General features: G+C 64.9%; 24 protein-coding genes and 1 tRNA gene. 19 read left to right on the forward strand and 6 right to left on the reverse strand.

From position 1 onward, the window contains the following. The first annotated feature begins 92 nt into the window (after positions 1-92). Entirely contained in the window at positions 93-1,004 is a 912-nt protein-coding gene (locus NVV79_RS06505; RefSeq protein WP_303987357.1) for a LysR substrate-binding domain-containing protein, read from the forward strand. Here NVV79_RS06505 and NVV79_RS06510 read toward each other — a convergent pair. Beyond that, positions 989-1,669, reverse strand: a complete 681-nt coding sequence (locus NVV79_RS06510; RefSeq protein WP_303987359.1) for a cation transporter — start codon at positions 1,667-1,669, stop codon at positions 989-991. The two genes, NVV79_RS06505 and NVV79_RS06510, sit on opposite strands and share 16 nt — an antisense overlap. Before the next feature lie 72 nt (positions 1,670-1,741). Here NVV79_RS06510 and NVV79_RS06515 point away from each other — a divergent pair, with 72 nt between their 5' ends. The 6 genes from NVV79_RS06515 (at position 1,742) to NVV79_RS06540 (ending at position 5,723) form a co-directional block, all read left to right on the forward strand. Then, on the forward strand, positions 1,742-2,146 hold the full coding sequence (locus NVV79_RS06515; RefSeq protein WP_303987361.1) for a helix-turn-helix domain-containing protein: 405 nt from the start codon (positions 1,742-1,744) through the stop codon (positions 2,144-2,146). 11 nt (positions 2,147-2,157) lie between these two features. Continuing rightward, on the forward strand, positions 2,158-2,706 hold the full coding sequence (locus NVV79_RS06520) for a DUF1697 domain-containing protein (protein ID WP_303987363.1): 549 nt from the start codon (positions 2,158-2,160) through the stop codon (positions 2,704-2,706). Positions 2,707-2,888: 182 nt separating this feature from the next. Then, on the forward strand, positions 2,889-3,245 hold the full coding sequence (locus NVV79_RS06525; RefSeq protein ID WP_303987365.1) for a helix-turn-helix transcriptional regulator: 357 nt from the start codon (positions 2,889-2,891) through the stop codon (positions 3,243-3,245). Beyond that, positions 3,238-3,921, forward strand: coding sequence for an MIP/aquaporin family protein (locus NVV79_RS06530; RefSeq protein ID WP_303987367.1), 684 nt, complete (start codon positions 3,238-3,240; stop codon positions 3,919-3,921). Before NVV79_RS06525 ends, NVV79_RS06530 begins: the two co-directional genes overlap by 8 nt. Further along, the gene (gene arsC, locus NVV79_RS06535) at positions 3,918-4,331 is read left to right on the forward strand and encodes an arsenate reductase (glutaredoxin) (protein WP_303987369.1); all 414 of its coding nucleotides are present in this window, start codon (positions 3,918-3,920) and stop codon (positions 4,329-4,331) included. The genes NVV79_RS06530 and arsC overlap by 4 nt, the downstream gene beginning before the upstream one ends. 138 nt (positions 4,332-4,469) lie before the next feature. Beyond that, positions 4,470-5,723, forward strand: coding sequence for an FAD-binding oxidoreductase (locus NVV79_RS06540; protein ID WP_303987371.1), 1,254 nt, complete (start codon positions 4,470-4,472; stop codon positions 5,721-5,723). Here the strand turns inward: NVV79_RS06540 and NVV79_RS06545 are convergent. Further along, on the reverse strand, positions 5,686-8,637 hold the full coding sequence (locus NVV79_RS06545) for an FAD-binding and (Fe-S)-binding domain-containing protein (protein ID WP_303987373.1): 2,952 nt from the start codon (positions 8,635-8,637) through the stop codon (positions 5,686-5,688). The genes NVV79_RS06540 and NVV79_RS06545 overlap by 38 nt on opposite strands. Positions 8,638-8,768: 131 nt before the next feature. On the opposite strand from NVV79_RS06545, the gene NVV79_RS06550 reads away from it, so the two are divergent. Further along, positions 8,769-9,170: a DUF1761 domain-containing protein gene (locus tag NVV79_RS06550; protein ID WP_303987375.1), complete on the forward strand. Its 402-nt coding sequence runs from the start codon at positions 8,769-8,771 to the stop codon at positions 9,168-9,170. A 292-nt stretch (positions 9,171-9,462) separates the two neighbouring features. Here the strand turns inward: NVV79_RS06550 and NVV79_RS06555 are convergent, their stop codons facing one another. After that, entirely contained in the window at positions 9,463-10,197 is a 735-nt protein-coding gene (locus NVV79_RS06555; protein WP_369684702.1) for a PadR family transcriptional regulator, read from the reverse strand. Between the two features lie 162 nt (positions 10,198-10,359). Between NVV79_RS06555 and NVV79_RS06560 the strand changes: the two genes are divergently transcribed. After that, the gene (locus NVV79_RS06560; protein WP_303987378.1) at positions 10,360-10,491 is read left to right on the forward strand and encodes a hypothetical protein; all 132 of its coding nucleotides are present in this window, start codon (positions 10,360-10,362) and stop codon (positions 10,489-10,491) included. A gap of 7 nt (positions 10,492-10,498) precedes the next feature. On the opposite strand, the gene NVV79_RS22540 is transcribed toward NVV79_RS06560, so the two are convergent. Both NVV79_RS22540 and NVV79_RS06565 read right to left on the reverse strand, forming a co-directional pair. Further along, the gene (locus NVV79_RS22540; protein WP_369684703.1) at positions 10,499-10,861 is read right to left on the reverse strand and encodes a hypothetical protein; all 363 of its coding nucleotides are present in this window, start codon (positions 10,859-10,861) and stop codon (positions 10,499-10,501) included. Next, positions 10,839-11,486, reverse strand: coding sequence for a complex I NDUFA9 subunit family protein (locus NVV79_RS06565; protein ID WP_369684704.1), 648 nt, complete (start codon positions 11,484-11,486; stop codon positions 10,839-10,841). Before NVV79_RS06565 ends, NVV79_RS22540 begins: the two co-directional genes overlap by 23 nt. Positions 11,487-11,631: 145 nt before the next feature. On the opposite strand from NVV79_RS06565, the gene NVV79_RS06570 reads away from it, so the two are divergent. The 5 genes from NVV79_RS06570 (at position 11,632) to NVV79_RS06590 (ending at position 15,102) form a co-directional block, all read left to right on the forward strand. Then, positions 11,632-11,994, forward strand: coding sequence for a GFA family protein (locus NVV79_RS06570; RefSeq protein ID WP_303987379.1), 363 nt, complete (start codon positions 11,632-11,634; stop codon positions 11,992-11,994). Between the two features lie 57 nt (positions 11,995-12,051). After that, positions 12,052-12,136: transfer RNA gene (locus tag NVV79_RS06575), tRNA-Leu, on the forward strand. Between the two features lie 423 nt (positions 12,137-12,559). Next, the gene (metK, locus tag NVV79_RS06580; protein ID WP_303987382.1) at positions 12,560-13,816 is read left to right on the forward strand and encodes a methionine adenosyltransferase; all 1,257 of its coding nucleotides are present in this window, start codon (positions 12,560-12,562) and stop codon (positions 13,814-13,816) included. An 84-nt stretch (positions 13,817-13,900) separates the two neighbouring features. Continuing rightward, a complete protein-coding gene (gene trmB / locus NVV79_RS06585; RefSeq protein ID WP_303987384.1) occupies positions 13,901-14,605 on the forward strand; it encodes a tRNA (guanosine(46)-N7)-methyltransferase TrmB in 705 nt (234 codons plus the stop codon). A gap of 110 nt (positions 14,606-14,715) precedes the next feature. Beyond that, on the forward strand, positions 14,716-15,102 hold the full coding sequence (locus NVV79_RS06590; protein ID WP_303987386.1) for a helix-turn-helix domain-containing protein: 387 nt from the start codon (positions 14,716-14,718) through the stop codon (positions 15,100-15,102). Positions 15,103-15,204: 102 nt separating this feature from the next. On the opposite strand, the gene NVV79_RS06595 is transcribed toward NVV79_RS06590, so the two are convergent. Continuing rightward, positions 15,205-15,513 carry a hypothetical protein gene (locus NVV79_RS06595; RefSeq protein WP_303987388.1) on the reverse strand — a complete coding sequence of 103 codons (309 nt, stop codon included), beginning with the start codon at positions 15,511-15,513 and terminating at the stop codon, positions 15,205-15,207. Between the two features lie 256 nt (positions 15,514-15,769). Here NVV79_RS06595 and NVV79_RS06600 point away from each other — a divergent pair, with 256 nt between their 5' ends. The 5 genes from NVV79_RS06600 (at position 15,770) to infB (ending at position 22,428) form a co-directional block, all read left to right on the forward strand. After that, the gene (locus NVV79_RS06600) at positions 15,770-16,435 is read left to right on the forward strand and encodes an FAD-binding oxidoreductase (RefSeq protein ID WP_303987389.1); all 666 of its coding nucleotides are present in this window, start codon (positions 15,770-15,772) and stop codon (positions 16,433-16,435) included. Between the two features lie 219 nt (positions 16,436-16,654). Continuing rightward, complete coding sequence (gene rimP / locus NVV79_RS06605) at positions 16,655-17,269, forward strand: ribosome maturation factor RimP (protein ID WP_303987390.1); 615 nt, start codon at positions 16,655-16,657, stop codon at positions 17,267-17,269. Continuing rightward, positions 17,270-18,868 carry a transcription termination factor NusA gene (gene nusA, locus NVV79_RS06610; protein WP_303987392.1) on the forward strand — a complete coding sequence of 533 codons (1,599 nt, stop codon included), beginning with the start codon at positions 17,270-17,272 and terminating at the stop codon, positions 18,866-18,868. A gap of 28 nt (positions 18,869-18,896) precedes the next feature. Then, positions 18,897-19,598: an RNA-binding protein gene (locus NVV79_RS06615; protein ID WP_303987394.1), complete on the forward strand. Its 702-nt coding sequence runs from the start codon at positions 18,897-18,899 to the stop codon at positions 19,596-19,598. Next, positions 19,591-22,428 (forward strand): translation initiation factor IF-2, encoded by a 2,838-nt coding sequence (gene infB / locus NVV79_RS06620; protein ID WP_303987396.1) that lies wholly within the window; start codon positions 19,591-19,593, stop codon positions 22,426-22,428. Before NVV79_RS06615 ends, infB begins: the two co-directional genes overlap by 8 nt. The last annotated feature ends 151 nt before the right edge of the window (positions 22,429-22,579 follow it).

Here is a 22,579-nt window from a genome sequence, read left to right on the forward strand (position 1 = left end):
TTCAGGTCGCTGCATTGGCAATGACTGGTATTTGCGCCTTGCGAGCGCGGACCGCAATGGACAAGGTCGCAGGACCATTGTAGAAAAACTATATGGCTAGCCCCTTCCCCATTCCGCTCAATGCGCTGCGCGCCATCGAAATCGTGGCGCGGCGGGGCGCGCTGGCGCCGGCCGCGGAGGAACTGGGCGTGACCATCGGGGCGGTGAGCCAGCATTTGCGGCGGGCCGAGGAGCGGCTGGGCATGGAGCTGTTCGAGCGCACCCCGGCCGGATTGCGGCCGCTGCCGGCCCTGAAGGCGGCCTTGCCGCAACTGGCGGCGGGCTTTGCCGCGCTGCAGGACGGGCTGGGCAGCCTCAAGGGCAGCGACGAAGGCGTGCTGAACCTGACGGTGGGGAGCGTCTTCGCCTCGCGCTGGCTGATCTGGCGCATCAACAAATTCACCGCTGAGAATCGCGATATCGAAGTGCGGCTCAATGTGACGGCGGCCATGCTGGATCTCAGCCGCCCCGATGTGGATTGCGGCATCCGCTATGGGCATGGGCAATGGCCGGGAGTGAATGCGGAACTGGTGGGCGGTACCGCATATCAGCCGGTCTGCGCGCCAGTGGTGGCCGAGCACCTGAAACACCCCGCGGACCTGGCGCATGTGCCTGTGATCCAGGACGAGACGACCATGCTGAGCTGGGACGCCTGGCGGGCCGAAGTGGGGCTGGACCCGGCGATCAAATTGAGCGGGCCGGTCTATTCGGATGCGTCGCTGGCCTTCGACGCGGCGATTTCCGAGCAGGGCGTGCTGATGGCGGCCGACATGATGAGCGCCGACGCGGTCAGCGACGGGCGGCTGGTGCGGCCCTTCGCGCATTCGGTGGATGGGCCGCAGGGCTATTGGCTGGTCACGGCCAAGGGACGGCGGGAAAGCCGCAAGATCAGGGCGTTTCGCGACTGGCTGAAAGTGGAGGTGCCGGCCAGCGTGCGCGGCTATGTGTATCAGAGCCGGGGCTGAGAGGCCCCCTCCGGCCTGATTTCGGAGGACGGCTTGTCCGTTCTAGCGGTCGCGCGCAGTTCCGCCAGAGCCTGCGGCAGCAGGGTGGCCGCGCCCTGGATGGCCAGCAGGGCCATGATGGCGGCAACGGCGATATCGGGCCAGGCCGTGCCCGTGCCGAAGACACCCAGCGCCGCCAGCAGCACGGCGATATTGCCCACGACGTCGTTGCGCGTGCAAATCCAGGCGGACCGCATATTGCTGTCGCCGGCGCGGAAACGCCAGAGGATGCCGAAGGAGGCCGCATTGGCAACCAGCGCCGTGGCGCCGACAATGCCCATCGTATGGACTTCGGGCAGAGTGCCCGTCATGGCATGCCAGAGCGCGACACCCAGAACCCAGACGCCGAAGACCAGCATGCTGGCGGTCTTGACCAGGGCGGCACGGGCCCGAACATGCAGCGCCATGCCCACGACGAAGAGGCTGATGCCGTAATTGGCGGTGTCGGCGAGAAAATCGAGGCTATCGGCCTGCAGCGCCGCCGAACCGGACAGCAGGCCGGCGCTGATCTCGACAAGGAACATTGCCCCATTGATGGCCAGCACCAGCCATAGCGCCAGGCGATGGCCTGCGCCGATATCGGGCTTTGGCGGGGTGGCGTGGTGGTCGCAGCAATGGGCGCTCATGCGTGTTCCTTGTTCGATGGTCGGGCATGAGCCTACAATCTCCAGTGACTAGAGGATCAAGGGCTATTTTCGATGGGCGTTTTCATCGGCAAGGCGGCCGAACAAGCCGGCGTGAAGGTACCAACCATCCGGTATTACGAAGAGATTGGCCTGTTGCGGCCGGCCGGCCGCAGCGGCAGCAACCGGCGCCTGTTCGACGCCGATGACATAAACCGGCTCGGCTTCATCCGCCATGCGCGCGAACTCGGCTTCCAGATCGACAGCATAAGGCAGTTGCTCGACTTGCAGGACCAGCCCGACCAGTCCTGCGCCAGCATCGACGCGATCGCCACGGAACGGCTGCTCGAGGTGCGGAAACGCATCGCGGCGCTGCGCGCGCTCGAAACCGAGCTGGAACGCATGCTGGAGAGCTGCAGCCATGGCGTGGTGGGCGATTGCCGCGTGATCGACGCGCTCAACCCGCCCGCCGGCAAATGACGGACGCGGCCGTGACCAGTTATCTGGTGCTGATGCGGGGCATCAATGTCGGCGGCAAGAACCTGATCCCCATGGCGGGGCTCAGGCAGGTGCTGGAGGCGCTGGGCTTTGCCGGTGTCGCCACCTATCTGCAAAGCGGCAATGCCGTCGTGCAATCGGAGCTGGCGGCGGAGGCGGTGGCAAGCAGGATCGAGGCGGCCCTGCCCGCGGCGTTCCGGCTGGACAGCGCATTGATCAAGGTGCTGGTGCTGAGCCAGGCGCAATTGCAGGCGGTGATCGATGACCGGCCCAAGGGCTTCGGCGACACGCCGGACCTCTATCACAGCGACGCCATTTTCTTGATGAGGCTGGGCATGGCGGAAGCGCTGGCGGCGTTTTCGCCCAAGGAAGGCGTCGATACGATCTGGCCGGGCAAGGGCGTCATCTATTCGCAAAGGCTCAGCGCGTTGCGGACCAAGAGCCGGCTCAACCGGATGATGGCGAGCCCGCTTTATCTGTCGATGACGATCAGGAGCTGGGGGACCGTGCTGAAACTGGCGGAGATGATGGCTGTCCGCTGAGATCGGACTCGCGGAGAGAACCCCTCACCCTCGGAAATCCTCTGGACGAGGATTTCCTATCCCTCTCCCACAAGGGGCGAGGGGTGGCTCCACTCGGGGGCACGATCCGGTCAAGCCATCACAGGACAACATAAACTGCCATCGTCGTTGACGCCTTCCCATAATTCGATATATCTCGATATATGGAATCAAATGACGCCATTGCCGTGTTTTCCGCGCTGTCGCAGCCGACGCGGCTGGCGGTGTTTCGCCTGCTGATGGAGCATGAGCCGGCGGGGCTGCCGGCGGGCGACATTGCCGGGGCGCTGGCTGTGCCGCAGAATACGATGTCGAGCCATCTGGCCATTCTGAGCCGGGCCGGACTGATCGCGGCAGAGCGCGATGGGCGGACCATTCGCTATCGGGCCGAACTGGACCGGGTGCGGGAGATTGCCAGCTTCCTGGTGCAGGATTGCTGCGGTGGTCGGCCGGAACTGTGCGAGCCGCTGGTTGCCGAGCTGACGCCGTGCTGCCGCCCGAGCGGTGATATCAGTGCGTGAACCTCAGGTGGATCTCGGCCGGCAGGCAGTGGCCGAGGCTTTGGGCACGGGGCTGCTGGTGGCTGTTGTCGTGGGGTCGGGCATCATGGCGGAGCGCCTGACCGACGACATGGCGCTGATGCTGCTGGGCAATACGCTGCCGACCGGGGCCATGCTGGTGGTGCTGATCGCGCTGCTGGGGCCGCTTTCGGGCGCGCATTTCAACCCGGTGGTGACGCTGGTGCTGGCGATACGGGACCGCTGGGCATGGCGGCGCGGACTGGCCTATATCGCCAGCCAGGTGGCCGGCGGGCTGGCCGGAACCATGCTGGCACAGGCGATGTTCGGGGCGCCGCTGCTGGAACTGGCCGGGCAGGCGCGTAGTGGCGCCGGGCTGTGGCTGGCCGAGGGCGTGGCCGGTTTCGGGCTGGTTGCCACGATATTGGTCGGGAGCGCGCTGGCGCGACCGGCTTTGCCCTGGCTGGTGGGGCTCTATATCGTGGCGGGCTACTGGTTCACCGCGTCGACCTGCTTTGCCAATCCGGCGGTGACGCTGGCGCGGGCCTTTACCGACAGCTTTTCCGGCATCAGGCTGGGGGATACGCCCGGCTTCATTCTGGCGCAGATAGTGGGAGCGCTGCTGGCCTTGGCACTGACGGGCTGGCTGTTGCGCCCCCTGGAGGAACAGGCATCATGACTGTCACCATCTATCACAATCCCGATTGCGGCACGTCGCGCAATACGCTGGTGATGATCCGGCAATCGGGCGTGGAGCCCGAGGTGATCGAATATCTCAGGACGCCGCCGGGGCGGGAGCGGATATTGGAGCTGGTAGCGGCGGCCGGGCTGAGTTTGCGGCAGGCACTGCGGCAGAAGGATACGCCCTATGCGGCGCTGGGACTGGATGATCCCAATCTGGATGACGCGGCTTTGCTCGATGCTATCGCGGCCCACCCGATATTGCTGCAGAGGCCCTTTGTGGTGACGCCGCGCGGCGTGCGGCTATGCCGGCCCAGCGAAGTGGTGCTGGAGATATTGGAGAACCCGGATATCGGACGGTTCGTCAAGGAAGATGGCGAAGTGGTTGATCGCCGACAGGCCTTCTAGCCGGATTTTATTGCGCAGAAGCGCTATTTCCCTGAATGGTGTTGCATGGATGGCAGGCCGGCTTGCCACGATTGCAGGAAACTGGCGGCGGGGGCGTGGTAGCATCATGCTGACTGGGTACGGTTTTGAGGGGCCGAAATGGACGACGTCATCATTCTGGGGGCGGGGATTGTCGGCGTGGCGACGGGGATTCACCTGTTGCGGCGCGGGCGGAGCGTCACGCTGATCGACAAGAACGAGCCGGGGCGCGAGACCAGTTTCGGCAATGCCGGCATCATCCAGCGCGAGGGCGTGCGGCCGCATGCCTTTCCGCGCGACCTGGCCATGCTGATGCAGGTGGGGCTGCACCTATCCACCGCAGCGCGTTATGAGCCGCTGGCGCTGCCGCGGCTGGCGCCGGCTCTGCTGCGCTATTGGTGGGAATCCTCGCCCGAGCATTATCGCAAGGTGGTGCAGAGCTATGCGCCGCTGATCGGCCGCTCGATCGTGACCCATGCCGACCTGATGGCGCAGGCCGGGCCGGAAGCCGAGGCGCTGGTGCATAAAAGCGGGTGGCTGCTGGCCTTCCGCAGCGAGAGGGGCCTGCGCCGGGAAGCGGATAAGGCGCGGCAGGACCATGACCAGTTCGGCATTTCCCACCGTGTGGTGGAATGGCCCGAACTCAAGGCGATGGAGCCGGATCTCAAGGGCGGGCTGGCGGGGGCCATCCACTGGACCGATCCGTGGACGGTGAGCGATCCCGGGGCGCTGGTAAGCGCATATTTCAAGCTGTTCCAGCGGCTGGGCGGGACTTTCGTATCCGGCGCGGCGAGCGGGCTGGTGCAGAAGGCGGATGGCTGGACCGCCGATGTGGGCGGCGTGGCGCATAGCGGCAAGCAGGCGGTGATCGCGCTGGGGCCGTGGGCGCCCGATGTGCTGGACAAGCTGGGCTATCGGCTGCCGCTCTTCGTCAAGCGCGGCTATCACATGCATTACGGCACCGAAGGCGGGGCCAGGCTCAACCAGCTCATTCTCGATGCCGAAGTGGGCTATGTGCTGGCGCCGATGGCGCGGGGCATCAGGCTCACCACGGGCGCGGAATTTGCCATGCGGGACGCGGCACCGACGCCGATCCAGCTCGGCAAGGCCGAGCATGCGGCCAAGGAACTGTTCCCGCTGGGCGAACGGCTCGACCCGGAACCGTGGAAGGGCGCGCGGCCCTGTACGCCGGACATGATGCCCATTATCGGCAAGGCGCCACGGCATGACGGACTTTATGTGGGCATCGGCCATGCCCATCACGGCTTCACGCTGGGGCCGGCGACCGGAGAATTGCTGGCGCAGACGATGACCGGAGAGGCTCCGGCCATCGATATCAAGCCGTTCGGGATGGAGCGGTTTGTGGGGCGGTAGGCCGACTGGCCCATTCGAGCAGGCTGGCCAGCCCGACAAAGGGCAGGCCGGCATGTTCGCTGAGGCCCGAGGCGCAGGTCGAGACCGTCGAGACGCCCAAAGTGCAGCCGGCGGGAATGTCGGCTTTGGCGAAGCGGGTGGCGTGCTGGTTCAGCTCGGGGAAGAACAGGCCCTTGTCGCCGGCATAGCCGCAGCAGGTGACCGAACTCAGCACCGCGATCTCGTCGGCACAGGCACGCGCGATGGCTTCGGTCATGGGCTGTTCGGCGAGGCGCTGGGCCGAGCAATTGTGATGCACGGCCACGACCGGCAGCTTCTGCGTGATGGCGAGGCGGGGCAGGATCTGGGCGAGCAGGAATTGCGCGGAATCGAGCACCGGGGCATCGCCGGGGAATTCGCGCAGATGCTTGGCGCAGGTCGAGGCGTCGGTGACGACGGAGAGGCGGCCGGCATCGGACAAAGCCGAGAGGGTACGCTTCAATTCACCGCCGACTTCGGCCGCCTGTTCCGGAAAACCCTTTGACTGGAACGGCTGGCCGCAGCATTGGCCATTGAGATGATCGGGCAGGATGACGTCGAAGCCGGCCCGCTCGAGCAGAGCCAGCATGGCATCGGGCACATCAAGCAGGTCATGCTCGCTTTTCGGGGCGCCGAACATGCGGGTGGCGCAGCTCGGGAAATAGACGATGGACTGGCGCCCGGTCTGGGCGACGGGAACCGGGAAACCGGTCTGGCGCGGGTCCTGCCGGCTGGGCTTGGCGCGCGGCGCGCCGGGACCATGGCGCAGGCTGCGCGAGACGCGCGGCACGCGGTCACCGGTGAGGCGGCGGGCGGTGTCGGTGATGGCTTCGACCGCCGGCGCCGGGATGACCGAGCGGGCCGCATCGGCCAGGGCGACGCCGCCGCGCATCATGGTTTCGACAGCGCCGCGATGATCGGCGGCGAAGCCTGCCACGGAGCGGGCGGTGGCGCCGCGCCTTTGGCCGCGCTGGCCAATGATCATGGTGCCGGTTTCGATGCCGACCGGGCAGCGCAAAGAGCAGAGATTGCAGGCGGCGCAGGTATCGAGCCCGGCATACTGGAAATCGTCATCGAGGCGCTTGAGCCGGGCGGGGTCTTCGCCGCTGGCGCGCAGGCGTTCGCGCTCGCGGGTGACGGCAATGCGCTGGCGGGGCGACAGGGTCATCTGGTGGCTGGGGCAGGCCGGCTCGCAGAAGCCGCATTCGATGCAGAGATCGACCAGCTCATCGGCCAGCGGCATGAGTTTGAGATGCTTGACGTGGATCTTGTCATCCGGGTTGAGCAATACGCCGGGATTGAGCAGGAATTCGGGATCGAACAGGGCCTTGATACGGTGCATCAGGGCATAGGCCTTGGCGCCCCATTCAGCCTCGACAAAGGGGGCGATGGCGCGGCCGGTGCCGTGCTCGGCCTTGAGCGAGCCGCCATATTGCACCGAGACTAGGTCGCTCAGGGCCTTGGAGAAGGCGTCGAACTTTTCGGCCGAACCGGGTTTGGAAAAGTCGTCGCCCATCTGGAAATGGAGATTGCCGGCAAGGGCGTGGCCGAAGATCACGGCATCCTCATAGCCATGCGCGTCGAGCATGGCGCGCAGGTCGACGACGAAATCGGCCAGGCGCTCGATGGGGGCGGCCACGTCTTCGGTCAGCATGATGCTGCCCTTGGGGCGGGCGGCGCCAGCCGAGGCGAAGAAGCCCTTTCTGATGTCCCAGAGCGCGTGGCTCCTGGCTTCGTCGGTGGAGAAATCGACCTTTGTGGCGCCGTGGCGGGTCAGCAATTCCACCGCCTTGGCGACTTCGGCCTCGAGCGTCGTCGCATCGGGGGCGGTGACGTCGATCAGCACGGCGGGGGAATTTTCGCTGAGCCAGGGCAATAACGGCGCCATGGGCGGCAGGTGTTCGACCGTGGCCAGCGCGCGGCGCTCGATATATTCGGCGGCGGTGACGCCCGTCGTCACCTGCAGGCCGCCATTGGCCATTTCGATGATGGCGCGGCCGGCCGATTGCGGATCGGGGAAAGGCACCAGGGCCGTGGACTTGAAGGGATGCTCGGGCACGGTGTTGTAGGTGACCTCGGAAACGAAGCCGAGCGTGCCTTCGGAGCCCACCATGAGATGGATGAGGATATCGAGCGGGTCGTGATAATCGACCAGCGCATTGAGCGAATAGCCGACCGTGTTCTTGATGCGGTATTTGTGGCGGATCAGGGCGACGAGATCGGGATCGGCCATGACCTCGTGATGAAGCTGGTGCAAGCCTTCGAGCATGGCGGCGTGGCTGGCGCGGAAGGCTTCGCGGCTTTGCTCATCGCCGCTGTCGAGCATGGTCCCGTCGGTCAGCACGATCCTGAGCCGCGCCATGGTGTGATAGGTATTCTGCGTCACGCCGCAGCACATGCCGGAGGAATTGTTGTTGACCACGCCGCCGATCTTGCAGGTGGCCTGGCTGGCCGGATCGGGGCCGATCTTGCGGTCGAAGGGCTTCAGGGCGCGGTTGGCATTGGCGACGATGATGGCGGGGCCGAGGGTGATCTGTTCGGCGCCGGGATGGATGTCGAGCTTGCGCCAGCCATCGCCCAAAACCGCCAGCACGCCATCGGTCACGGCCTGGCCGGACAATGACGTTCCCGCTGCCCGAAACGTGATCGGCAAGCCTTCGGCGCGGGCTGCGGCCATGACGGCGCGGACCTCGTCCTCGGTATTGATGAAGACGACCACAGCCGGGATCAGCCGGTAGGAGCTGGCATCGCCGCTCCAGGCATAGGTCATCAGCGGATCGGTATGAATGCGCCCGCGCACCTGGCCCTTGAGGCGGGCGGCGACGCGCTCGCCGGCGGCCTGACGGTCGGGCGCAGGGGGCTGGACGGAATCGGGGACGATGGTGGCTTGCTGCATGAGCAAGCACTAACATGTTAGTGCCGGATTGCGAAAGGCCTTGTCAGCACCAACGGGCAGGGATTTGCTGGCGCGGTGGCGCCGGACCGCCGGATTGACCCGACGGCGGCGCCGGGCAAGGGGAGGACAGAATGCCCGAGGTCAACTGGCTGGCGGTGATTGCCGCGGCGCTTTCGATGTTCGTGATCGGCGGGCTGTGGTACTCGCCGCTGCTGTTCGACAAGGCCTGGCGGCGCGCCGCCAATCTCAGCGACGCGGATGTGGCGCGGGGCAATCCGCCGGTCATCTTCGGCGTGGCCTTCGTGCTCTGCCTGATCATGGCGGCCAACCTGGCCTTTTTCATCGCCGGGCCCGAAGTGACGCTGAGCTTTGCCATCGGCGCGGCCGTGGCGGCAGGCCTGGGATGGGCGGCGCTCAGCGTCGGCGTGCTCACCCTGTTCGAGCGGAGGCCACTCAGTTATTTCCTGATCAATGGCGGCTATCTGACCATCGGCTTTGCCGTGATGGGACTGATCCTGGGCCTCTGGCGCTAGGAAGAGCGGATTGCCCGGACTTCCGTGGCTCCCGTCACCCCACCCTCAATCCCTCCTCATCGCGGGAGTGTTTACTTTGGGCGCATGAGGCCGGTTCCACCCTCTCCCCTCGTGGGAGAGGGAGAGGGGGTCGCGCCATCCTATGCTCCGATGCTTGCGGATAGCTCGGCGCCCCCTCATCCGCCCTTCGGGCACCTTCTCCCACGAGGGGAGAAGGGGAAGGCGCCAAGCGCTCGAAGTAAACCCTCCCCCTGACAGGGGAGGGAGCCATAAAGGGGGAACTGTTTTCCCGTCAGATATCGACGTCGTCATCGCCCAGGGCGTCGATTTCGGCGGCGGCGCGCTTGAGGATGTCGGCAGCGGCGCGCTGCTGGTCCTCGGAGCCCCTGCGGGTCTTCTTGATCGCGGCCTTGAGGTCGCGGCGGGCTTCGTTGAGTTCGGGCACGACGCCCTTGAGGTCGCGATCGGCACGGGCCTCGTCGCGCGGAGCCCAGCCGGGGCCATGACCGCGATGGGGCGGACGATTGCCGAAATCGGGAGCGTCCTCGCGGTTGAACGGCCAGTCGGCGCGGGCGAATTCGCGGAAGCGGTTCATCTGCTCACCGGCCTTGGCGAGGAAGGCCAAAGTCGATTCGATGGCTTCCCGGTTGTCGGCCAGATGGGTCCGGCCCTCGTCGGTGATGGTATAGAGTTTCTTGTTGCCATCGGCTTCCGAGGTGACGTAGCCGGCCTCTTCGAGGAAGGTCAGCGCCGGATAGACGATGCCCGGGCTCGGCGTATAGAAGCCGGCCGATTTTTCCTCGACGGCCTTGATGAGGTCATAGCCGTGGCGCGGCTGCTGCTCGATCAGGAAGAGCGCCACGAGCCGCAGATCGCCCGAGGCGAGCATGCGCCCGACGCGCAGATTGCCGGCCATATTGCCCCAGCCTTCGCCTTCCATGCCTGAGGCAAAGCGGCCCCAGCCGCGACGAGCCATGGCTTCCATGCGGCGCCAATTGGGTTCGCCGTTTCTCCAATATCCATTCATGATGGGTCTCCGATATATCTTGTGTTCCATTGACGCTGAATATCGGCGCGGTTTGCGGCGGTTTCAAGATATATCTTACGATAGTTTTTGAGACGGCCTGGCGGAACAAAATCCGCTGTCCGGCGTTTCCCTTGTGGAGGATTTCGTCCGGAGGAGGCGACGATGTTCAAGTCCAAGCCAAAGCAGCCAAGCGACACGAAAAAGCCCGGAAAGCCGAAAGGGCTGCCCGGGCTGTTGATCTATGGTGCGCTGACGATACTGGGCGGCCTCGCCCTGGTGGTCGTGGCCGAATAGCGGAGCGCTAGAGGACCGGCGCTGGCGCGTTGTCGCGGTCGAACTGGCCGTGCTTGCGGTAGCGATACATGTAGGTCGGCAGGATGGTATCCATCGCGGTCGGCGTGATGCCGAAGGCGGCAAAGGTCCGCTTGTCCTTGATGGCCGCGTCGGAAACGACATTGTCGACGCCGAGCAGGTTGACCTGATCCGATGTCAGCAGCGGCGGGAAGGGCAAGATGGCAAAGGGCAGCGCCATGAGCTTGGCCAGGCCCGAGGGCAGCGGCAGCATGGGCCGGTTGCGGCCGGCTTCACGCTGCACGCGGGCCAGCAATTCGCGGTGGGTCTCGATCTGCGGCCCGCCCAGTTCATAGATGCGGCCGGTTTTCACCCCCGCCCTCGGCGGCCAGCACAAAGGCGTCGGCCACGTCGCCGACATAGGCGGGCTGGAAGCGGGTGTCGCCCGAGATCAGCGGCAGGACCGGGAAGAGGCGCGACAGCGCGCCCATCAGGTTGAAGAAACCGTCGCCCTGCCCGAACAGGATCGAGGGCCGCATGATGACGGCCTGGGGGAAGGCCTCGAGCACGGCGGCTTCGCCTTCCAGCTTGCTGGCGGCATAGGCGCTGACCTCGGCGGCCCGATCGACGCCCAAGGCCGACATGTGGACGAGGGTCGATGCGCCGGCTGCCTTGGCGGCCGCGGCGACATGGGCCGCGCCATCGGCATGCACCGCATCGAAATTCTGCGCGCCGCGCGAAAAGCCGATGCCGACCAGGTTGATGACGATATCGGCGCCGGTCACCGCGCGCTGCACCGAGGCGGCATTGCGGATATTGGCCTGGATGGGCTGGACCTGCCCGACGCTGCCGAACATCTTGACGTGGCCGGCCAGATCGGGCCGGCGCACAGCGACGCGGATGCGATGGCCGCGCTTGGCCAGCAATTGCACGATCTGGGTACCGACAAAGCCCGAACCGCCAAAAATCGTGACGAGTCTGGGTTCAATTCTGTCCATCTGGAGGCTCCGGCAACACGGCATTCACTGCTTTGCCGCTTCTAGCCCATGGCCGCCGCCGCTGTCGAGGGCCGGAGCAGGAAACGACTTGACTCGCGCGGACAATTGTTCTTGGTTCGTTCCAAAGACAGAGGAGAGGCGAACAATGCCCGAAAGCAAGACCTATCACGGCCAGTGCCATTGCGGGGCCGTGCAATATGACGTGACTACCGATCTCGGCTCGATGGGCGACTGCAACTGCTCGCGTTGCCGGCGGCTGGGCTGGGTGCTGCAATCGGCGCCGGCCAGCCAGTTCACCCTGACCAGCGGGGCGGAAAACCTCACGACCTATCGGTTCAATAGCGAAAATATCGAGCATCTGTTCTGCAAGACCTGCGGTGTCGAGAGCTTTGCGCGCGGCCGCGACGGAAAGGGCGCCGAGACGGTGATGATCAATGTGAACTGCCTTGAGCCGCCCGTAGCGGTGGATCGCAACGCCATCAAGCACTGGGACGGCGCAAACTGGTGAGCCCGGCAACAATCCCGGTTGACATCGCCCGGCGCTGCCCCTAGTTACACCGCGCTTGCCCAGATGGCGGAATTGGTAGACGCGCACGGTTCAGGTCCGTGTACCGCAAGGTGTGGAAGTTCGAGTCTTCTTCTGGGCACCAAGTTTCAAGACCCCGGTCACGACGGATGTCGTGGCCGGGGTCTTTTGGTTTATGGCCGTGCTGGTGGCCGCGTGCTCTGCACTGGCGGAATGTCCAACCACGATGTCATCCCGGCCTTGAGCCGGGATCCATCCCGAGATCGCACCACAGCCACAAGGTGGGTCACGTTTCCATCGAGCAGGCTCACCCATCTCAGGATGGGTCCCCGCTTTCGCGGGAATGACACCGTGGTTGGGGGAAGCGCGTGGCCCCCAACCGCTTGCCGGGCGACGATGCCGCCCGCACCAAACTATGCTCCAAAAGGCGCGTGGAGGCATAAAGCTTTCTTTATATCCCGCTTGACCGCGGCGGCTCCGGGTGTCACAAACACCCCCCGGATTGGCTCATTTTGAGCGGTTTTCGATAGATTCAGGGGATTTACGGTTGGCGCGGTCTTCTTATCTCTTCACTTCCGAATCGGTCTCCGAGGGGCACCCGGACAAGGTGTGCGACCGGATTTCCGACGAAATCGTCGACCTGGTGTTCCGTGAGGCCAAGAAGACCGGCATGGATCCCAGCCAGGTGCGCATTGCCTGCGAGACGCTGGCCACGACCAACCGCGTGATCATCGCCGGCGAGGTCCGCGTGCCCGATTCCCTGCTCAAGAGGAGCAAGGATGGCGAAGTGCTGCGCGATGCCGCCGGCCATCCGGTGGTGAACCCCTCCAAGTTCAAATCGGCGGCGCGCAAGGCGATCCGTTCCATCGGCTACGAGCAGGCCGGTTTCCACTGGAAGACCTGCCGCATCGACGTGCTGCTGCATGGCCAGTCGGCCGATATCGCGCAGGGCGTGGACGAAGCGGGCAACAAGGATGTGGGCGCGGGCGACCAGGGCATCATGTTCGGCTATGCCAGCCGCGAGACGCCCGAATTGCTGCCGGCGCCGATCTATTATGCCCACAAGATCCTCGAAACGCTGACCATTGCCCGCAAGGCTAATAACAGCGCTGCCGGCAAGCTCGGCCCCGATGCCAAGAGCCAGGTGACGGTGCGCTACGAGAACGGCAAGCCGGTGGGCGTGACTCAGATCGTGCTGTCGACCCAGCATCTGGACGAGACGCTGAGCTCGGCCGATGTGCGCGCCATCGTCGAGCCCTATATCCGCGAGGCCCTGCCGGAAGGCTGGATCGACGCCAGCACGGTGTGGCACATCAACCCGACCGGCAAATTCGTGGTCGGCGGCCCCGATGGCGATGCGGGCCTGACCGGCCGCAAGATCATCGTCGACACCTATGGCGGCGCGGCCCCGCATGGCGGCGGCGCCTTTTCGGGCAAGGACCCGACCAAGGTCGACCGCTCGGCCGCCTATGCCGCGCGCTACCTCGCCAAGAATGTGGTGGCGGCGGGCCTGGCCGAACGGGCGACGATCCAGCTCAGCTATGCGATCGGGGTGGCGCAGCCGCTGTCGATCTATGTCGACCTGCACGGCACCGGCAAGGTCGAGGAAGGGGTGGTGGAAACCGCTTTGGGCAAGGTGATGGACCTGACGCCGCGCGGCATTCGCACCCATCTCGATCTCAACAAGCCCATCTATGCCAAGACCAGCGCCTATGGCCATTTCGGCCGCAAGGCCGGCCGCGACGGCAGCTTCTCGTGGGAAAAGACCGACCTGGTCGGCGCGCTCAAGGCTGCGGTGAAGTAGGGCACCTGCCACGCCCTCGTGGTTCGAGGCTCGCGAAGAGCTCGCGCCTCGAACCACGAGGGCGTGGCACTATGGAGCCACAGCATGACCGACCATCAACTCCCCAAGACCCGCTCCGGTGAGCCGCGCGCCTTTTTCGGGCGGCGGTCGGGCAAGAAGCTGCATGGCGGGCAGCAGGCGGTGTTCGACGCCACCCTGCCCGATCTCGAAATCAAGCTGACCGGCAGGCTCGATCCGCGGACGCTGTTTCCCGATGCCGGGCGCATCATCATCGAGATCGGCTATGGCGGGGGCGAGCACCTGGCGCTGGAAGCGGGGCGCCACCCCGAGACCGGCTATATCGGCTGCGAGGTGTTTACCGGCGGCATCGGCAAGATGGTGCAGACCATTGCGGCCGAGAGCCTCAACAATATCCGGCTCTTCACCGACGATGCGCTGAAGCTCCTGATGGAACTGCCCGACGCATCCATAGACGAGGTCTATCTGCTCTATCCCGATCCCTGGCCCAAGACGCGGCACCACAAGAGGCGCTTCGTCTCGCCCACGACGCTCAACGAACTGGCGCGGGTGATCCGGCCGGGCGGGGTGTTCCATTTTGCCAGCGATATCGAGGATTATGCCAACTGGACGCTGGCCCATGTGGTGCGGGCGCCGGCATTCCGCTTTGCCCCGGAAAAGCCGGGTTTCTGGCACGAGCCCTATCCCGGCTGGGAGGCGACGCGCTATGAGCAGAAGGCGCGCCGCGAGGGGCGGCTGATCAGCTTTTATTTCAGCTTCACGCGGGTTTAATCACCCGTATCGATTGCAGTCATGTCAAAGTTTAATGGCGGCGCGCACTGGAAGCGCCGCAATCACGCCCCATATGCGAAACTCGATTCCTGAAATTTTCGAGGTTCGCCATGTCCGCCCTTTCCGCAAGTTTCCAGCATGATGACGAGATGCTGGTGGTGCGGCCGGGCAAGTGGACGCTGACCGTGGTCACGCTGCTGCGTGAGCAGACCCTGCGCTTCAACGAGCTCAAGCGCCATGCCGGCGGCATTTCGCAGAAGACGCTGACCATTACCCTGCGGGAACTGGAGCGAGACGGGTTCGTGACCCGCACCATGTTCGCGACCATTCCGCCGCGCGTCGATTACGAATTGACCGATCTGGGCCGCGAATTGCTGGAACTGGCCGATAGCTGGCGGGTGTTTGCCAGCCGCAACCGGGCGCAGGTGGAAGCGGCACGGGAGCGCTTCGACGCTTCGGGTGGCGAGCCGGCCATCCGCCTCATCCACTCCGACTAAGTTCGTCATTGGTCGCGTTCCGGACCGAAAAGCGGAAGCCGCTTGGCTGGAACGCTCCCGCTACGGGCACCGCCGGCGAGCCGGCGGCGCCGTGGGCGGCGATTAGAGCAGAACCTGCTCAAGCGAGCCCGGCTTGAAGAACTGCATGGTCTGGGTGCCGTCATCCAGCGTGACATAGGCACGGATCAGGCCGCTCCAGTCTTCGACGGAGGTGGCGTTGACGCCCTGCTGCTGGAGCTGGGCGAGGACCGAATCGGCCATGAAGGCGCGCATTTCGGGGGTACCGCCACCGAAGACGGTATCGACACCACTTTCGGATTCAATCACCGGCGCCGCAGCGGCGAAGGTGGGAACGGCAATGCCGGCCAGCGAGGCAGCGGCAACCAAAGCAACAATCGTGTTCTTGACCATTTGAGGGTCTCCTTTTGTTTGACCCAACGGAAATGATCGCGCCCGGCTCCACTCTCAAGTGACGATTTTGTAGAATCTTGCTCTTGAAGTCCGGCCAATCGTGGCGAAGGTTTTGCGAGGGAAATCAAGGGGTTTCGGGGAACCCCGGTTTCCCCGGCGATACCGCGTTTCCTGCCGACAACCCAAGCCGTCGCGGGGGTTGGGGGATGGGAACCATTGGGCGGGGCAGGCGTCTAACAGGCACAAGGAGATCACCATGCCCACGCGCGTCCAGATTCTGAAGACCGAGATGGTCACCCATAATGTCCGTCATTATCGCGTCGAAAAGCCGAAGAATTTTCATTTCGGCCCCGGACAGGCCACCGAAGTCAGCATCGACAAGCCCGACTGGGCGGACAAGAAGCGGCCGTTCACCTTCACCTCGCTCCAGGGCGAGCCGACGCTGGAATTCACCATCAAGAGCTATCGCGACCATCCTGGCGTCACCAATGCGCTCTGGGGCTGCGAAGCGGGCGACCATCTGCTGCTGCGCGATGTGTGGGGCACGATCCAGTATAAGGGGCCGGGCACGTTCATTGCCGGAGGCGCGGGCGTCACCCCCTTCATCGCCATCCTGCGCAGCCTCAATGCCAAGGGCGGATTGAAGGGCAATCGGCTGATTGTTTCCAACCAAACCGAGAAGGACATCATCCTGCGCGACGAATTCGAGGCCATGGACGGGCTCGAGACGCTGTGGACGGTGACCGATGATCCCAAGTCGCGCCTGCTACAGGAGCGGATCGACACAGCCTTCCTCAAGCAGCATATCACCGACTTCAACCAGCGCTTCTATCTCTGCGGGCCGGACGCCATGGTGGCAGACCTGCGCGCGTCGCTGGAGGAACTGGGCGCCGACGTGGCCAGCGTGACCTGGGAGAAATAGGGGGCACGACTGGGACCGTGCAGCGACCTCGTCCTTCGACAGGCTCAGGATGAGGGCTACCGAGATATCGAGCAGCCCTCATGGTGAGCCTGTCGAACCACTGACGCGTGCCGCCCTTGCCACTCCGGGTCAACGGCGCTATATAGGCGCCAACATCTCAGCAAGTTTTGCAGAGTGGGAGCCGCCCGGCCCCGCTCTTTTTTATTACCTTGGGGAACGATGAGCTTCGATCTCACCGAAAAACGCTACATCAAGGAAACGGGCCTGGAAGCCCGGATTTCCCGTATCGTCGAGCCGGTGGCCAATGGCCTGGGATTTTCTCTGGTGCGTGTGAAAATCACCCAGGAAAACGGCATGACGCTGCAGATCATGGCCGAGGACGAGAAGGGGCGCTTCACCATCGTCAACTGCGAGACGCTGTCGAAAGACCTCTCGCCGGTGCTTGACGTGGAAGACCCGATCGACCGCGAATATCACCTTGAAGTCTCCTCGCCCGGCATCGACCGGCCGCTGGTGCGCAAGCGCGATTTCGAGAGCTATATCGGCCATGAGGCCAAGATCGAGCTGGCCGACATGATCAATGGCCGCAAGCGCTTCCGCGGCTTCATCAAGGGCGTGGACGACGAGGCGGTGACCATCACCCTGCCCGACGCGCCCGGCGGCACCGACCCCGACCATCGGCTGCTCCTGTCCACCCTGGCCGAGGCCAAGCTGGTGATGACCGACGCACTGATGGAAAAGGCGCGGCTGGACCAGGAAGCCCACCCCATCGACGACGAAGACACCGAAACCGTCGAATACGACGATACTGAAGACTCCCAGGAGATCCACTAAATGGCCGTTAGCGCGAACCGCCTTGAGCTGTTGCAGATCGCAGATGCCGTTGCCCGCGAAAAGTCGATCGACCGCATGGTCGTGATCGAGGCGATGCAGGACGCCATGGAAAAGGCCGCCAAGGGCCGCTACGGCGCCGAGACCGAGATCAAGGTCGAGATCAATCCGCGCTCGGGCGAAACCCGCATGTGGCGCCTGCTGGAAATCGTCGACGAAGTCGAGGAGCCCAGCCGCCAGATCGACCTCAAGCAGGCGCAGGCCAAGTCGGCCGAAGCCAAGGTCGGCGATTTCCTGACCGAGCCGCTGCCGCCGATGGAATTCGGCCGCATCGCCGCGCAGTCCGCCAAGCAGGTCATCGTGCAGAAGGTGCGCGATGCCGAGCGCGAGCGCATGTATGACGAATATTTCAATCGCATCGGCGAAATCGTCAACGGCACGGTCAAGCGCGTCGAATATGGCAATGTCATTGTCGACCTGGGCCGTGGCGAAGCCATTATCCGCCGCGACGAGCTGATCCCGCGCGAAATGTTCCGCTATGGCGACCGCGTGCGCGCCTATGTCTATGACGTGCGCCGCGAGCAGCGCGGGCCGCAGATTTTCCTCAGCCGCACCCATCCGCAGTTCATGGCCAAGCTCTTCATGCAGGAAGTGCCCGAGATCTATGACGGCGTGATCACCATCCGCTCGATCGCCCGCGATCCGGGCAGCCGCGCCAAGATCGCCGTGACGTCGTCGGATAGCTCCATCGACCCCGTGGGCGCTTGCGTCGGTATGCGCGGTTCGCGCGTGCAGGCCGTGGTGGGCGAACTGCAGGGCGAAAAGATCGACATCATTCCGTGGACCGATTCCATTGCCGACCTGGTGGTTTCGGCGCTGCAGCCGGCCGATGTGGCCAAGGTGGTGCTGGACGAGCAGGCCGAGCGTATCGAAGTGGTGGTGCCCGACGAGCAGCTGAGCCTGGCCATCGGCCGCCGCGGCCAGAATGTGCGCCTCGCCAGCCAGCTCATCGGCTGGGATATCGACATCCTGACCGAGCAGGAAGAGAGCGAGCGCCGGCAGAAGGAATTCACCGAACGCTCCAGCCTCTTCATGGCTGCCCTTGACGTTGACGAGATGGTTGCCCAACTACTGGCTTCGGAAGGCTTTTCCTCGGTCGAGGAACTGGCCTATATCGACGCCAATGAAATCGCGTCGATCGACGGGTTCGACGAAGAAACCGCCGGCGAAATCCAGAACCGCGCCGCCGAATACCTGGCGGCCATCGACAAGGCCCATGATGAAGAGCGCAAGGCGCTCGGCGTCGAGGACGAGCTTTACGAGATTGCCGGCCTCACTGCTGCCATGCTGGTTGCCCTGGGCAAGGATGGCGTGAAGAATGTGGAAGACTTTGCCGGCTGCGCCGCGGACGACCTGATCGGCTGGAGCGAGCGCAAGGACGGCGAGACCAAGCGTTTCGAAGGCACGTTCAAGGATTTCCCTGTCAGCCGCGAGGAAGCCGAAGACATGATCCTGCAGGCCCGCATCAAGGCCGGCTGGATCAATGAAGAAGATCTGCCGCCGGTCGAAGGCGACGACTATACCGAAGAGGCTTCGGCCTAAGGGCCGAATCCGAGCGAGGGCACCAGAGATGGCCCGGCGCGAAGAAACGACGCGGATATGCGCACTGACGCGGGCCGAAAAGCCCGTGGCGGAGCTGATCCGCTTCGTGCTCGGGCCCGATGGCGTGCTGGTGCCCGATACCGAAGCCAAGGCCGAGGGGCGGGGCGTATGGATCAGCCTCAGCCGCGATGCGGTGGCCGAGGCGGTCAAGAAGAAAGTGTTCGCGCGCAGCCTCAAGACCGAGGTTCGCCTGCCGGACGACCTGCCCGGGCTCACGCAATTGCGGCTCGAACAGCGCTATCTCAATGCGCTGGGCATGGCCCGCAAGGCCGGGCAACTGACCTTTGGCGCCACCAAGGTGCGCGGCCTGATCGAGACGGGAAACCTGATCGCCCTGATCACCGCTACCGATGCGGCCGCGGATGGCCGCAGCAAGATGGTCGGGCCGCTCAAGGCGCTGCATTACGCGGCTGCCGAGGAAGAAATTAACGGCTTCGAAGTGCCCCATTTCGAATTGCTCTCCTCAGAGCAAATGGGTTTGGCACTTGGCCTTGAAAATGTGATACATGCTGCCCTCACGAGAGGGGCGGCAGCCCAAGCGGCAGTGGAAAAGGCCCGTAGACTGGCCCTTTACACTGCCAAACCGACGGAAAAGGACACCGACCGCCTTGCGGTTGACGGTGACCTTTTGCCCGAGGCCACCGACGAAAGACGCGAGATACATGGCTGATAACGACGACAAGCGCACCGACGACACTGGCGCGAAGAAGACGCTGACATTGAAGGGCGGCCCAGGCCTGGGCAACCGTCCGGGCATGTCGCGCGGCTCCTCGCGCTCGACGGTTGTCGTCGAAAAGCGCACGCGCCTGGTTCCCAAGCCGAATGTTCCAAGCGCACCGCATCGCCCGCAACCCGGTTCGGGTGCCCCGCAGGGCCAGCGTCCTGCCGCCGGCCGTCCGGCCGCGGCGCCGCGCGCACCGCTGGGACTGAGCGCCGCCGAGGCCGAGGCCCGCCGCCAGGCACTGGCGATGGCCGGCGCCCGCCAGGCCGAGGACAAGGAACGCTTCGCCGCCGAAGAAGCGCGCCGCATGGAAGACGATGCGCGCCGCCGCCAGATTCGCGAAGAAGCCGAGCGCGCCGAAGAGGAACGCCGCCAGGCCGAAGGCAGCGCCCCCGAGCCCGCCGCCAGCGAGGCGCCGGAAGCCGCCGCGCCGCAGGCCACAGCCGAAACCGAAGCGCAGCCCGAGGCACCGGCAAGCTATACGCCGGCATCGCAGCGCAATCCGGGCCCGTCCAGCGTGCGCATGGTTGCCGGTCGCCCCGGCCAGCCGCCGCGTCCGCCGCGTGTCGAGCGTCCGAGCAATACCCGCCCCGAAAGCGAACGCGGCGCCAATGCGCTGATTCGTCCCGGCGCCGCCGGCGCCCGTCCGGGCGCTCCGGGTACCCGCCCATCCGGCACGGCCGGCCGTCCGGCCGGTGAACGCCGTCCGGCTGGTTCGGGCATGGCGCCGATCGGCAATGTGCCGCCGGCCCCGCCCAGCGAAGCCGATGGCCGCAAGATCCGCACCGGCGCACCGCAGACCAGGCCGACGACCGAAGCCGAGCTCGAAAATGCACGGCGTGCATCAAGGGCCGCACCGGAACGGCCGACGCGCCGCGCCGGCGAGGACGCCAATGCCCGTGGCCGCCTGACGGTGACCAATGCCGGCGCCGAGAGCGATCGCGATCGCGGTCCCTCCCTCGCCGCCATGCGCCGCCGCCGCGACAAGAAGATGGGCCGCAACCAGCAGGATGCGCCCAAGCTCAGCCGTGAAGTGACCATTCCGGAAGCCATCACGGTGCAGGAACTGGCCAACCGCATGGCCGAACGCTCGGTCACGGTCATCAAGATGCTGATGGGCATGGATCGCATGGCCACGATCAACGACGTGCTTGATGCCGATACGGCCGAGCTGATCGCCACCGAGCTGGGCCATACGGTCAAGCGCGTGTCGGAAGCGGACGTGGAAGAAGGCCTGTTCGATATCGCTTCGGACGACAAGGCCGAGGACCTGACCGATCGTGCGCCTGTCGTGACCATCATGGGTCACGTCGACCACGGCAAGACCAGCCTGCTCGACGCCATCCGCGAGGCCAATGTCGTCAGTGGCGAAGCCGGCGGCATTACCCAGCATATCGGCGCCTATCAGGTCGAGAAGAACGGCCAGAAGATCACCTTCCTCGACACGCCGGGCCACGAGGCGTTCACCGCCATGCGTGCCCGCGGCGCCCAGGCAACGGACATTGCCGTGCTTGTCGTGGCGGCCGATGACGGCGTGATGCCGCAGACGATCGAATCCATCAAGCATGCCAAGGCGGCCGGGGTTCCGATCATCGTGGCCATCAACAAGATGGACAAGCCGGAAGCCAACCCGACCCGCGTCCGCACCGAGCTGCTGCAGCACGAAGTGTTCGTGGAATCGATGGGCGGCGACGTGCTCGACGTGGAAGTGTCGGCCAAGACGCAGGCCGGCCTCGACAAGCTGCTCGAGACCATCCTGCTGCAGGCCGAAGTGCTGGAGCTCAAGGTGGCCCGCGACGGGCGCGCCGAGGGCCTGGTCATCGAGGCCAAGCTCGATCGCGGCCGCGGCGCCGTGGCAACGGTGCTGGTGCAGCGCGGTACGCTCGCCATCGGCGACATCCTGGTTGCCGGCACCGAATTTGCCCGCGTGCGTGCGCTGATCAACGACAAGGGCGAGCAGGTCAAGGAAGCCGGCCCGTCCATTCCGGTGGAAGTGCTGGGCTTTACCGGCGTGCCGAGCGCGGGCGACCGCTTCTCGGTGGTCGAGACCGAAGCGCGTGCCCGCGAAGTCACCGAATATCGCCAGCGCGCCATCCGTGAAAAGACGGCGGGCGGCGGCGCCACCAGCCTCGAGCAGATGATGAATCAGCTCAAGGTGGCGGGCATCGCCAAGTTCCCGCTGATCATCAAGGGCGACGTGCAGGGTTCGGTGGAAGCCATCGTGGCCAGCCTCAACAAGCTCTCGACCGACGAAGTGTCGGCGCAGATCCTGATGAGTGCGGTGGGCGGCATTACCGAATCCGACGTGACGCTGGCCTCGGCCAGCAACGCCATCGTCATCGGCTTCAATGTCCGCGCCAACAAGCAGGCCAGCGAGCTGGCCGCGCGCGACGGTATCGAAATCCGCTACTACAACATCATCTACGACCTCATCGAGGACGTGAAGAATGCGATGAGCGGACTGCTGAAGCCCGAACGCCGCGAAACCTTCATCGGCAATGCCGAAATCCTCGAAGTGTTCTCGATCACCAAGGTCGGCAAGGTCGCCGGCTGCCGGGTCACCGAGGGCATCGTGGAACGCGGCGCCGGCGTGCGCCTCATCCGCGACAACGTCGTCATCCACGAAGGCAAGCTCAAGACGCTCAAGCGCTTCAAGGACGAGGTCAAGGAAGTCCAGACCGGCCAGGAATGCGGCATGGCCTTCGAGAATTACGAAGACATGCGCCAGGGCGACGTCATCGAATGCTTCCGCGTCGAGACGGTGCAGCGCACGCTGTAAAAGGCTGGATCATCGAAGTTACAAAGGGCGCGGTGCAGACCGCGCCCTTTTTTCGTTTGGGATATCCCCTCCCAACCTCCCCCTGACAGGGGGAGGAGGGGGAAGTGTCACTTCGGATTTCTGTGGCTCCCGTCACCCCACCCTCGATCCC

The sequence above is a fragment of the Devosia ginsengisoli genome, from assembly GCF_024707105.1.
GTDB classification, from domain to species: Bacteria; Pseudomonadota; Alphaproteobacteria; order Rhizobiales; family Devosiaceae; genus Devosia; species Devosia ginsengisoli_A.

Bases quoted from the DNA above. Each gene is read 5' to 3' on its own strand.
- NVV79_RS06590 (WP_303987386.1), top strand. From the start codon at position 14,716: ATGTCCGCCCTTTCCGCAAGTTTCCAGCATGATGACGAGATGCTGGTG.
- NVV79_RS06595 (WP_303987388.1), bottom strand. From the start codon at position 15,513: ATGGTCAAGAACACGATTGTTGCTTTGGTTGCCGCTGCCTCGCTGGCC.
- NVV79_RS06565 (WP_369684704.1), bottom strand. From the start codon at position 11,486: ATGGACAGAATTGAACCCAGACTCGTCACGATTTTTGGCGGTTCGGGC.
- NVV79_RS06550 (WP_303987375.1), top strand. From the start codon at position 8,769: ATGCCCGAGGTCAACTGGCTGGCGGTGATTGCCGCGGCGCTTTCGATG.
- rimP (WP_303987390.1), top strand. From the start codon at position 16,655: ATGAGCTTCGATCTCACCGAAAAACGCTACATCAAGGAAACGGGCCTG.
- arsC (WP_303987369.1), top strand. From the start codon at position 3,918: ATGACTGTCACCATCTATCACAATCCCGATTGCGGCACGTCGCGCAAT.
- infB (WP_303987396.1), top strand. From the start codon at position 19,591: ATGGCTGATAACGACGACAAGCGCACCGACGACACTGGCGCGAAGAAG.
- NVV79_RS06615 (WP_303987394.1), top strand. From the start codon at position 18,897: ATGGCCCGGCGCGAAGAAACGACGCGGATATGCGCACTGACGCGGGCC.
- NVV79_RS06525 (WP_303987365.1), top strand. From the start codon at position 2,889: ATGGAATCAAATGACGCCATTGCCGTGTTTTCCGCGCTGTCGCAGCCG.
- NVV79_RS06560 (WP_303987378.1), top strand. From the start codon at position 10,360: ATGTTCAAGTCCAAGCCAAAGCAGCCAAGCGACACGAAAAAGCCCGGA.
- NVV79_RS06555 (WP_369684702.1), bottom strand. From the start codon at position 10,197: ATGAATGGATATTGGAGAAACGGCGAACCCAATTGGCGCCGCATGGAA.
- NVV79_RS06540 (WP_303987371.1), top strand. From the start codon at position 4,470: ATGGACGACGTCATCATTCTGGGGGCGGGGATTGTCGGCGTGGCGACG.
- NVV79_RS06545 (WP_303987373.1), bottom strand. From the start codon at position 8,637: ATGCAGCAAGCCACCATCGTCCCCGATTCCGTCCAGCCCCCTGCGCCC.
- NVV79_RS06570 (WP_303987379.1), top strand. From the start codon at position 11,632: ATGCCCGAAAGCAAGACCTATCACGGCCAGTGCCATTGCGGGGCCGTG.
- NVV79_RS06600 (WP_303987389.1), top strand. From the start codon at position 15,770: ATGCCCACGCGCGTCCAGATTCTGAAGACCGAGATGGTCACCCATAAT.
- NVV79_RS06505 (WP_303987357.1), top strand. From the start codon at position 93: ATGGCTAGCCCCTTCCCCATTCCGCTCAATGCGCTGCGCGCCATCGAA.
- NVV79_RS06510 (WP_303987359.1), bottom strand. From the start codon at position 1,669: ATGAGCGCCCATTGCTGCGACCACCACGCCACCCCGCCAAAGCCCGAT.
- NVV79_RS06515 (WP_303987361.1), top strand. From the start codon at position 1,742: ATGGGCGTTTTCATCGGCAAGGCGGCCGAACAAGCCGGCGTGAAGGTA.
- nusA (WP_303987392.1), top strand. From the start codon at position 17,270: ATGGCCGTTAGCGCGAACCGCCTTGAGCTGTTGCAGATCGCAGATGCC.
- trmB (WP_303987384.1), top strand. From the start codon at position 13,901: ATGACCGACCATCAACTCCCCAAGACCCGCTCCGGTGAGCCGCGCGCC.